The following is an 11,976-nucleotide window of genomic DNA, read 5'->3' as shown; positions in this document are numbered from 1 at the left end:
GATGCAGCTTCGATTTGGTTCCCCTAGAGCGAGCGCTCTTCGGCGTGGAGTATCGCTGGTGGCGACGTTGTCGCTTTCGCTGACCTCCGGTTGCCGCGCGCAGAAGCCCTGGCCGCTGTGGAACAGCTACGCGAATCAGTTCATCGATCAGCAAGGGCGTGTGATCGACCACGGCGCCGTAGACCGCACCACCTCGGAAGGACAAGCCTACGCATTGTTCTTCGCGCTCGTTTCCAACGACCGCGCGCGCTTCGACAAACTCGCCGAGTGGACGGAGAATAACCTCGCCGGAGGAGACCTGACGCAGCGCTTGCCCGCATGGAGCTGGGGCAAGGCAAGCGATGGCTCCTGGCATGTGCTCGACGCCAACTCGGCCTCGGACGCTGATCTGTGGATGGCCTACACCTTCTGCGAAGCCGGTCGTCTGTGGCACGTGGACCGCTACAGAACGCTCGGCAAGACGCTGGCCAACCGCATCGCGCAGCAGGAGATCGTGCTGCTGCCTTCGGGCACGACGGTCATGCTTCCCGGATCGCAGGGTTTTCACCCCTCAGCGACCACGTGGTTCCTGAATCCGAGCTACACCCCGCCTTCGCTGCTTGAGTACTTCGCCCGGCAGAATCCGCAAGGACCCTGGGCACAGGTGTTGGCGGCTTTGCCTGAGATCGTACGCACCTCGGGTGGTTTCGCAATGGACTGGATGGCCGCAACGCAGGACGCGGGCATCGGGCCTTCCGCGCCTCCGATGACCGTGGCTACCCTTACTGCAGATCAAAAAGCTCCAACGCCCGTGGGGAGCTACGACGCGATCCGCGTCTACCTCTGGGCAGGCATCGCCGATCCGCACACGCCGCAGGTCTCGCAGGAGCTCGCGAGCTTGAGTGGCATGGCGAATTTCTTGAGCGCAGGTGCTGTAACTCCGCCGCTGAAGGTCGGACCTGAAGGACAGGTTATTGATTCTGCTGCACCTCCGGGGTTTTCTGCCGCCGTGCTTCCGTTCCTGCTCGCTTCGAATCGCAAAGACGCGGAGAAGGTTCAACACGATCGCCTGACCGCGACGCTCGATGAGAAGTCCGGGCTCTACGGTCGTTCCGGTCTTTACTACGACCAGAACCTCGCGCTCTTCGCGTTGGGATATGAAGAGTCCAGGTATCGCTTTGAGGCCAACGGACAGCTCCGTCTAAAGTGGAAATAGTCTCGCTTGTGTGGAAAAATTGGGTGGAAACTTTGGATTTCTGGATTGAACCTCTGATTGCACCAGAATGTGTGAAAAAAACCGGAGCCAAACCACACAAAACAGGGTAATCTCACAGAAACTAACTGAGTAGGAATCCAAACCGGCACTACGGTTTGCACCACAGGTTCGACAGACTTTAGCGGTGAACGAGAGGCAATGACGACAGTTTCGCGCATGCATTTCAGAGCGAAGGGGCTACTGCTCTGTGCGTTGACGATGTCCACCGTCGGCGCATGGGCGCACGCGCAGGATGGCGTGACCACGCAGCTTCTCGGGAAGGCGCACGCGCTGGAAACTCGCGGTCGTATGGACCTGGCCAAGCAGCAGTGGCAGCAGGTGCTTCTCTCAGATCCGAACAACACGGAAGCTCTCGCAGGCATGGCCCGCGCTGCAAAGTCGCAGGGGCACATCGACGAGGCAAATCAGTATCTTGCGCGTCTGCGCCAGATCAATCCGAGTGATCCGAACATTTCTCGCGTCGAGAATATGGGGACAGCGCAGGATTCGAATGTGTTGTTGCGCCAGGCAGGCCAGCTATCGCAGCAGGGGCAGTACGCTCGCTCGATGGCACTGCTGAAGCAGGTTTACGGCAATACTCCTCCGGACGGCGAGCCTGCGCTGAGCTATTACCAGACCGAAGCAGCTACGGAAGAGACGCGCCCTCAGGCGATCGCAGGACTTCGCGCGCTGATGGACAAGTACCCGAATGATCCGCGCTACGCGGTCGCTCTGGGCAAGATTCTTACCTACAATCCGCGCACCCGTGCGGAAGGCCGCAAGCTTCTCGCTCGCTACCCGAATGACAGCGACGCTGTGAGCTCGTTGCAGCAGGCGACCTCGTGGGACCAGGCTGCGGGCGACGCGCGTCGCACGGCCGTGCATCATCAGGCTGCTCCCGCGCAGACCCCGGAAGAGAAGGCCGCGATTGCTGAGCGCTCCGAGATGGGACGCGAGTTGCAGGCCGCCTACGCAGCACTGAACAACAAGCGTTATTCGGAAGCAGAGCAGCGCTTCCAGGTACTGCTCGATAAGAATCCGAACGATGTGAAGGCGCTCGCGGGTCTCGGCTATATCCGCATGAACCAGGCGAACTTCGGCGGGGCGATCTCGTACTTCTCGCAGGCCGAGCAGGCGGGCGATCACTCCGCGGGCCTGGAGAAGGCGCTGGCGGATTCGCGCTTCTACTACACGATGCGCGAGGCTTCTGGCGCTCTGGCAGAAGACGACCTCCAAACGGCGCTCACGCAGTTTCAGGCCGCACTGGCGATGCGCCCCGATGATGACGGTGCGCTCCAAGGCCTCGGCGGCACGTTGCTCAAGGCAGAGCAGGCTGAACCAGCGATCTCGGTTTACACGACGTACACACGCCTGCATCCGCAGGATCTGCAAGCGTGGAAGGGGCTCTTCATGGCCTACTCCTCGGCAAACCAGTTCGATCTGGCGCTGGGGGTGGACCGTCGTATCCCGAGCGGCATTCACTCGCGCTTGATGCGGGATCCGGACTATCTGCGAACGCTGGCCTCGGTGTACTCGGCCACGAACCGCGATATCGAAGCGCAGCGCATCCTGCAGGCTGCTCTATCGCTGCCGTTCCCGGCGGACGCTCGCGGCCTTCGCGCAGATGTGCAGATGCAGTACGCGGCGCTACTCTCAGCAGCTGGTCGCCAGGAGCAGGCTTCGGCTCTTTATCGCGAAGTGCTCGCGGCTGATTCGACCAATACCAGTGCCTGGGTCGGCCTCGTGCAGGCTGATCACGGCATGGGGAATGATGTAGATGCTTTCGCGCAACTGCAGCAGATGCCGGCGGCGAACTATCAGGCTGCAATGCAGGAGCCGGGCTTTGCGACGACCGTGGCTTCGATCTACATCAGCCAGGGGCATGACGATCTCGCGCAGAACGTGCTCGAGCAGTTCCTGAACGCGCAGCAGCAGGCAGGGCAGAAGCCCTTTGTCGCAGCGCAGGTGACGCTGGCGAACCTTTATCTGAAGCATGGCAACACGGAGAAAGCATTCCCGCTCTTCGAGAACATCCTGACGAATAATCCCGATCGCCCGGATGCCTGGAAGGGGCTTCTGAACTCGTTGCACGCGACCGGACATGATCAGGAAGCGTTGGCGGAGATTCAGCAGATGTCGCCGGAGATGCGTCGTCAGCTTGAGGCTGATCCGGATTACCTGCAGACCGTCGGCAATATCTACGCCGCTCTCGGTCATCCGCAGGATGCGATGCGCTTCCTGAACCGTGCACAGGCCCATTACAAAATGATGGGTATGGTCCCGCCGTCAGGAGTAGACATCCAGGCGGCATGGCTGCTCTTCAATACAGGAAACGATAATGCGCTGTTCAAACAGTTGATGATGCTTGGCGGTCGTCGCGACCTGACCGATGAGCAGCGCAGGCAGGTGCAAACGATCTGGGCCAGTTGGGCGGTGCGGAGGTCGCAGCAAGCCCTGGCCGCAGGGAATCCAAGACGAGCCATCGCTCTACTGAACGCAGCAGCCCAAGCATTTCCAAACAATCCAGGGGTACTAAAAGCACTGGGAAATGGGTACGCAGCCGCTGGCCTCCCCAAGGAGGCCATTCAGATATTTAGGGCTCAGGATATGTCGGCCGGATCGGCGGCAGATTATCGTGGCGCTGTTGGCGCTGCGCTGTCGGCGAATGATTTGAAGGACGCTGAAATCTGGCTGCGCTTCGGGCTCAACCAGTATCCGCGTGACTCGCAGCTTCTCGGTTTGGCGGCAAAGTTTGAAACGGCCCGCGGCAACGCGGGCCGCGCTGCGGATTATTATCGCGCGAGCCTGCAGTCGATGCCGGGACCGGATCCCGGCGAAGAGTTGGCTGAAGCGCTGGCCCACGCGCCTGCTCCTCGCACCTTGCCGGATACGGCTGCCCCGCAGGACCTCGCTACGTTGCTCTCGCAGCCGGACGTGCCGCTCGATAGCATGGGCTCTCCCGCGGTTGCGGTGCAGCGCCCTTATCTGCCGAGCTACAACGGAACAGCCGTTCAGCCGCCTGTGATCGTGAACACGCCGACTCGCTCTGCTGCGGTTGCGCCTTATGCCGCTCAGTCGGGCCGTTACGTAAGCCGTCCGACAACACGTTCAAAGAAGACCGCGGTCGTGCCCAGCTATCAGGCGCCTGCGCCGGCTGATTCCTACAGCTATCCCTCCACGACGACGGTTATCAATCCCGCCACCACGGATCAGCAGAACTACATCGTCAACCCGGGCTATCAGGACCCGGCCGCCCGTCGCGGTCAGACGCAGTCCAGCCCGACGATCGGTGATTACTTGCCGCAGTCGGCTGTGACGCCAACTCCGCGCCCTGGTTCTTCGGCTCCGACGCAAGACACCGCCGTCCTGAAGCTCCATGCCGCACCGGGCGGGCCGGTTTACCAGCACTTTGTGCCCGGGGAACCTCTGCCGGATTCGCGTGGTGAAGCTATGCTCGCGCAGGTCGTGTTAGGTGGCGCTCCTCGAAAGTTCGTCGACGTTAAGACCGCCGATTCGGTGCGTTTTGTCGATGGAATGTCGGCTCCCAGCACTGCGGAGATGCGCACGGTTTCCTATGTGCCGCAATCCAGCCAGGAATCGCAGAATGCTTTCGCCAACTTCGGCGTTCCAAAGGCATCGGCATCGCACAAGAAAGCCTCGCGCCCTGCGGTTGGTTCCATGAAGCGCCCGATTGTGAGCCGTCGTGCCGTCACGTTGAAGCCGGCCCCCGTTGAACTCACGCATTCCTATCCGGTGCGCCAGCAGGCAAGCGAGCAGCCGCACTATGTTCCACCGCCTGTGTATGTTCCGGAAGATCAAAATGCGGCTCCCGTAGCTTCGCACTCTGCAGACCGCACGATCACGTTCGCTTCTCCCATCCCCGCGAGCGCTCCGGTCAGCACTCCTCGCACGTTGCGGGGAACTGCAGCGGCTCGCCAGCGCGCTGCTGCGATTCATGCGAACCAGATGCAGGCGCCGGTGGTGCTTGAGGGGGTGAGCCATCCGCCTGTTGAGAACTACACGACCGACAATGATGCCTCGACCGCATTGCTGACGAACGCGCAGTTCAGCGCGGCGTCCGCACAGGGCGCGCAGATCACGCAGCCGAAGCCTTCTGCGGGCACCTCAAGGGCGAACGCGTTCAGCCAGTTTGGCGGAAATGGGCAGCAGAGTGCTGCTTCGCAGGAAGCGACTCCGGGACAGCAGTATCCGCAGCCGCGCACGCGTGGAACGAGCACGCCGCACGCGCGCCGTAGGACTTCAACCCGGACGACGACAGTGCCAGCGCTGCCATCACAGAGCGCGCCCGTGCAGCAGTCGAATCCGATGTCGTATCCGGTTTACCCGCAGCCTCTTCAGAACGAAGGGGAACCGCAGGTGCAATCGACTTATCCGCTGCCTACGCCGCCCAACGACTATCAGCTTCGCCAGCAGAACGTTCCGCCGCTTCGCGGCTACTTTGATCCGCGCGCTTCTCAGGACCCGAAGATGCCGTTGAACGAACGTCAGCAGGCGCAGTTGGATCTCGCGCTGATCGAAGCGGGTTACTCAAGCTGGATGGGTGGCAGCGCCTATGCCTGGTATCGCTCCGGCACCGCGGGTATCGATCGCCTGACAGGGCTTGCAGTTCCGTTCGAAGCATCGATGGCTCTCGGTAAGTCAGCGCGTCTGACATTTGTGCCGAAGGCTGTCTTCCTGAACTCGGGGCAGCTGGTTTTGCCGGATACGCCGGTGGGTAAACCTCTGCTCGGTTCGCTGTATGACAGTGCAAGCACCGCTCCGACGCAGCAGTTCGCAACAGGCTTTGGCGGTGAATTGCAGTTCCGTACGAATACGTTCTCGATTGCCGCAGGATACTCGCCTTACGGCTTCCCGGTATCGAATGCCATTGGCCGTGCGCAGTGGCGTCCGGGCAACTGGCACTTCACGTTGTTCGGTGGGCGCGATTCGGTAAAGGAGACAATGCTCTCCTACGCAGGTATGCGCGATCCGGGCAGCACGACGGGGCAGATCTGGGGTGGCGTTGTCACCACCGGTGGCGGTATCCGCTTCGATTCGGGTGACGAGAAGGCCGGCCTGTACGTGCAGGGCGAAGGCTACGACGTTACGGGTTATCACGTGCTGGCCAACCGCAAGTATGCCGGAACGATGGGCGCTTATTTCCGCGTCGGCAACTGGGAAGACTACGGTTCCTTGAACATCGGCGGAACGATGTTCGGTGAGCACTTCGATTACAACGAGCGCGGATACACTTACGGTCTCGGCGGCTACTTCAGCCCGAACGCTTACTTCCTCGCGGCGGTTCCGGTGACCTGGAAGGGACACTGGAAGGAGAACCTGCACTACGTGATCAATGGCGCGATCGGCATCCAGACTTTCCAGGAAGACAAGCAGTTGTACTTCCCGCTGGATCAGACGTATCAGAATGGCGTACCGAGTCAGGCTTGCACACCGTATTGCGGTCTGCAGGTGAACTCAAATACGGGCGCGAACTACGCGTTTGATACGCAGGTTTCTTACCATGTGAACGAGCACTGGTATGTCGGCGGCTTCATGGCTGCGAACAATACCAACAACTACAACTATGTGCAGGGTGGAGCGTTTGCGCGTTACACCTTCAAGCCGCAGGTGCAGACGGTTGAAGCTCCCACGGGCCTGTTCCCGATCGAAGGCTTCCGCCCGATGCGGGTTCCGTAGCACTTCCTGACCTTTGTGCGACCCATGAGCCCACCCGTTTCGGGTGGGCTTCTTGCATGGGGACGGCCCTCGGTGGCACCGCTGCGGCGGGAGCATCGTGGGAGTCCTATGAGTGCGCTTTCAGGCCGGATTGCGACACAGAACACCGGGCTGTTACCTCACTGCGCAGACTTTGACGACGGCGTTGCGGTAGAAGCAGGGGTGGCTGGTTGACGCGTCGGAGTGCAAGATGAGCCATGTCGGATGATACGGGGCGAGACGCAGGTCGCGGTCTACGTCGTTCTTCAAGCTGAGATCTTTCTGGGCCGAGGACTCCGCAAGCCAGCGATCTGCGAGGGCTGGAGTGATCGAGGCTTCGCCCCCATCTTTTGAGAAGTCGGCAAGCGTACTGCGTTCAGCCCATGCCCGGAAGGTTTGGGCATCTTCGCCGTCGGTGTTGACGTACTTTGCGTCGAGAGCGAAGAGCGCATCATTTGGTGTGTTGTGGCGTGCCCAGAGGAACGCTTGCACCCAGGAATTCGTGTGCGCAGTCTCGGCCCACGGCCACTCTACCTGCGGCGAGGCGGGGAAGGTCGTGCGCGCGATCGCAAAGCTGCCGGCGAAGCAAAGGGCGAGTCCTGTGGCGAGGATCCTGGTGCCGCGGTTTTTGGGGCGGAGATCTCGTCTTTGTGCTCTTGGCTGAGAGTCTTCTACGGAGAGTGTTGAGTCGTGAGTAGGGAGTGGTGGGTCTAGGGCTTCATTCCGTAGGCGCTGGTCTGTGAGCTTCCAGTCCGCGAGCTTCGCGCCGAGGAGCAGCAGCATGACCGCGTAAGTGAAGGCAAAGACGCGGAGCGGCTGCATGCGCGCGACGAGGTGTGTGGCATAGTGCTCCTGCGCGAAGAGCAGGGCGATGAGCGTGGCGATGAGGCTGAGACCGAGGGTTGCGTTGCGAAGGATGCGAACCTGCGATTCGTCCCGGCGTGTGAGGAAGTAGAGGACAACGAGCGGGCCGATGAGGCCGAGGAGCTCATACCACTGCCATTGCGAGAGAAACCAGTAGTAGCGTGAGTAGGATGCGAGGACTTCGGCATGTGGCTCGGGCTGGGCGTGGCGCTCGAGTTCTCTCGCGAGCAGATGTGCGCCGATGAAGAGAGCTGCCCAGCTTGGGAGAGGGCGCGGGCTCCGTGCGGCGAAGACGGCCAGTACCGCGGCTGCGGAGTAGCCCGCCATGAGCGGGTGGAAGATGCCGGCCATCAGCAGGCACATGGCGATCAACCAGCCGTTGGGTTTGCGGCGAAGCGCATAGGCGACGGCAAGCAGGCCAAAGGGCGTGGAGAAGCTGCGACCTGTGACGTAAGGGTCCATCAGCATGAGCGAGGTGCCCGCGATGGGAATGCTCCACCAGGCCGCAAGCAGGGCTGTGCCGGCGAACTGCGCGCGTTCGCCAAATTCGCAGGAGCGGAGGAGTTCCTTTGCGGCGAAGAGCGTGAGAGCTGTGGTGATGAGGTACGCCGCGAAGAGCACGCTGAGCAGTGACAGGTGCGTGAAACGCACGACGCCTGCAAGCGCAGGAGCAAAGAGCGAGAAGCGAAGGTGTTCCGTGACGAAGGCGGAGTCATGCGGGAACAGCGCAGGGTTCAGCAACCACTTGATACCTGCGACGTAGAGTCCGCCGTCTTCGGCGAGCGGATGAAAGCCGTGGGTGAAGAGCACAAGCAGCGTCAGCGTGAAGAGGATGGTGGTTTGCTGGAGGCGGCTCATCGATATGACTTTATCGGGTTTGGGTGTGGTTCGGGGATTTGTGGGCCTACGTCGAATTTGTAGCCTTGGGGACGCAGAAACCGCGAGGGGATGACAAACGAGGCGTGGGTGCGGATCTGGATGAGGCTGACGATACAATGGAAAAGCCGATGAATCGATTTTTGTCTCCCCACCTAAGTGTTGAAGCCGCCTGGAGTTGTGCATGACGCGCGATCGCGTGAAGAGCCTACTGAAGGTCGTTCCCGGGTTCGCGGTGAGCGCGTTCTTTATTTGGTGGACGTATATCCGCAAGCATCCTGATGGGACGCGCGGCTTCGATCCGCATGTGTTCAAGAGCATCCACGTAACGTCGTGGGTGTGGGTTGTGGCGGTGATCGGGTTCACGATCCTGGGCTACGGCACGCGCTGCTTCCGCTGGTGGATGATGCTGCGTCCGATGGGTTCGAAGTTTTCAACCTGCTCACGGGTGCTGATGACGTCGCTTGCGGCGAATAATATCCTGCCACTGCGTATCGGCGACATCATGCGTGTGTTCACGTACGCGCCTGATCTCGGCGTTTCGCCTACGTCGGTGCTGTCAACGGTGATCATTGAGAAGCTGCTCGATGTGTTCACGCTGGCGGTGCTGGTCATGTTTACGATGCACTTCGGGCAGGGTGTTTCGCCGCATGCGAAGCTGGTGGCCGAGTTGTGCGTGGCGATCTCTGCGGGCGGGCTGTTGGTGCTGATCTTCGGAGCCAGGCATCTTCACGCACCGGTGCAGAAGCTGGCCACCAAGACGCAGAACGGCATCGTGGGCAAGATCGAGCATTATCTTGGCCTGGCCATCGATTGCATTGAGAAGATCGGTATCTTCGGCTCGCTGATGCTGATTGTGTACAGCTTCATCGCGTGGGGCTTTGAAGGCGTGATGTACGTGTCGGCCGCGAAGATGATTGGTCTTGCGACGGACTGGGTCGGGCCCTGGCAGGCTGTGGCGGAAGCGAATTTGTCGTTCCTCATCCCGAGCTCGCCCGGCGGCATCGGGCCGTTCGAGTTGGCGTGCCAGGACGCGTTGGTGCGTCATGGGGCGAATGTGAAGTGGGCTGCGACGTACGGTTTGCTGATGCATGTTTGGCTGCTGGCGTCGTTGACGTCGGTGGGTGGTGCGATGTTCTTCATCCATCGCGCGCGTCGTGCGCTGCGCAAGCCGTTGATGGAAGAAGTAGAAGCGTTGCCGACGGCGACAGAGCTGTAAGGCAGAGCGTAGAAAGCGCTGGCGAGAGAACGCGCTGTTTGCGCGGAGTCGTTTGCGCTTCGTTGTGATCGAGACGAGAGAGAAATTATGTACAAGATTTTGCAGCAGGGAATTCAGGCGAAGATTCAGGCGCTGTTGGCGCAGCAGTATGACGTTGAGCTGAAGACGTTGGTGGTGGAGTTGCCGCCGAAGCTTGAGTTTGGCGAGATGGCGTTGCCGGTCGCGTTCGAGCTGGCGAAGCGTTTGAAGAAGGCTCCGCGCGCGATTGCGCAGGAGTTGCAGCCGCTGCTGAGCGAGATCCCCGGCGTAGCTTCGGTGGAGATCGCCGGCGCGGGCTATCTGAACGTGAAGCTCGACCGTGCAGCGACGGCGCAGCGCATGGCTGCGGGTGAGCACGCGAATGTGGGCGGCGATGGATTCCGCCTGATCGAGCACACGAGCATCAATCCGAACAAAGCCGCGCACGTAGGGCATCTGCGGAATGCGATTCTAGGCGATACGTTTGCGCGCATGTTGCGACCAGATGCTTGGAAGCCGGGCTATGCGACCGGCGTGCAGAACTACATCGACAATACGGGCGTGCAGGTCGCGGACATCGTCGTTGCGGTGACGCATCTCGAGGGCATGAATCTCGACCGTGTGCGTGAGTGGATGACCGAGTTGCTGGAGACGAATACGAGGCTCGACTACGCATGCTGGGATATGTATGCGCGCGTGTCGCAGTGGTATGAGGAAGATCCGGAGCAGAAGGTCGAGCGCAAAAAATTGCGGCTCGATACGCTCCATGCGATTGAGGCGGGCAACAACGAGACCGCTGAGATCGCGGAGTTGATTGCGACAGGTGTGTTGCGTCGTCATCTGACGACGATGGAGCGCCTCGGCATCGAGTACGATTTCCTGCCACGCGAGAGCGAGATTCTGCACCTGCACTTCTGGGAGCATGCGCGCAAGCTGATGGTGGAGAAGGGCGTGCTCTACAAAGAGACCGCGGGCAAGAATGCGAATGCCTGGGTGATGCGCCGTGCGGGCGCGCCGCCGCTGGCTGAGGGCGAGGTGGATGAGGACGCGAAGATCCTCATTCGCTCGAACGGTACGGTGACGTATGTCGGCAAGGACATTGCGTATCACCTCTGGAAGTTTGGGCTGCTGGGCCTCGACTTTGGCTACGCGAAGTTCCGCGAGTATGCGAAGCATACGTGTTGGGTTTCAACGACCGAAGGCGAGGACCCGCATCCGAGCTTTGGCCATGCGGATGCGATCTACAACGTGATTGATTCGCGTCAGGATGATCCGCAGGCGCAGGTGAAGGAAGCGTTGCGCGCGCTAGGTTACACGGCCGAAGCGGAGAAGTACACGCATCTGAACTATGCTTTTGTAGCGCTGACGCCGCGCACGGCCGAGGAGCTTGGCTACACGCTGAGCGATGAGGACAAGGCCAAGCAGTACCTCGAGGTGAGCGGACGCAAGGGCTTTGGCGTTAAGGCCGATGACCTGATCGATCGCATGATCGCTGCAGCGCTGGCTGAGGTGGAGAAGCGTCACCCGGAGTTGAGTGCGGATGAGCGTGCCGACATTGCTGAGGCAATTGGCGTGGGCGCGTTGCGCTACTTCATGCTGCGATTCACGCGGAATACATTGATCGCGTTTGATTTCCGTGATGCTTTGAGCTTTGAAGGCGAGACCGGACCGTACGCGCAGTATGCTGCGGTGCGTGCGGCGAATATCTTCCGCAAAGCTGGCCTCGATGAGGACGTGGTGCTCGCGGAGTTTGCGAAGCTGGATGCGTCGGCGGTGCTTGCCGAAGACAGCGTCTGGGAGGTGTGGCTGATGTGCTCGCGCCTCTCGCAGGTGCTGGAGCAGGGCATCGCGCAGGCGGAGCCCGCGGTGCTGGCGAAGTACGCGTTTGTGCTGGCGCAGGGCTTCAACAACTTCTATCACCGCCACCACATTCTGAACGAGACGGACCCCGCGAAGAAGACGGTATTGCTGGCAACGGCAGCGGTGGCGCGGCGCTCTCTGGTGCAGTTGCTGGCGTGGCTGGGCATTCGCGTGCCGGCCGCGATGTAAG

The 11,976-nt window shown here is 60.9% G+C and carries 5 protein-coding genes; 4 read left to right on the top strand and 1 reads right to left on the bottom strand.

Annotation, left to right across the window (positions count from 1 at the left end):
• Nucleotides 1–58: 58 nt before the first annotated feature.
• A complete protein-coding gene (bcsZ, locus tag OHL11_RS06500) occupies nt 59–1,195 on the top strand; it encodes a cellulose synthase complex periplasmic endoglucanase BcsZ (protein WP_263370686.1) in 1,137 nt (378 codons plus the stop codon).
• Between the two features lie 198 nt (nt 1,196–1,393).
• Entirely contained in the window at nt 1,394–6,931 is a 5,538-nt protein-coding gene (locus tag OHL11_RS06495) for a cellulose synthase subunit BcsC-related outer membrane protein (protein WP_263370685.1), read from the top strand.
• 153 nt (nt 6,932–7,084) lie between these two features.
• Here the strand turns inward: OHL11_RS06495 and OHL11_RS06490 are convergent, their stop codons facing one another.
• A complete protein-coding gene (locus tag OHL11_RS06490; RefSeq protein ID WP_263370684.1) occupies nt 7,085–8,671 on the bottom strand; it encodes a DUF6798 domain-containing protein in 1,587 nt (528 codons plus the stop codon).
• 202 nt (nt 8,672–8,873) lie between these two features.
• On the opposite strand from OHL11_RS06490, the gene OHL11_RS06485 reads away from it, so the two are divergent.
• Complete coding sequence (locus tag OHL11_RS06485) at nt 8,874–9,908, top strand: lysylphosphatidylglycerol synthase transmembrane domain-containing protein (RefSeq protein ID WP_263370683.1); 1,035 nt, start codon at nt 8,874–8,876, stop codon at nt 9,906–9,908.
• Nucleotides 9,909–9,995: 87 nt separating this feature from the next.
• The gene (locus tag OHL11_RS06480) at nt 9,996–11,975 is read left to right on the top strand and encodes an arginine--tRNA ligase (RefSeq protein ID WP_263370682.1); all 1,980 of its coding nucleotides are present in this window, start codon (nt 9,996–9,998) and stop codon (nt 11,973–11,975) included.
• Nucleotide 11,976: the final 1 nt, after the last annotated feature.

The organism is Granulicella cerasi, assembly GCF_025685575.1.
Lineage (GTDB): Bacteria > Acidobacteriota > Terriglobia > Terriglobales > Acidobacteriaceae > Granulicella > Granulicella cerasi.
The sequence above is the reverse complement of the archived record's forward strand: the minus strand, read 5'-3'. Positions and strand labels throughout refer to the sequence as shown.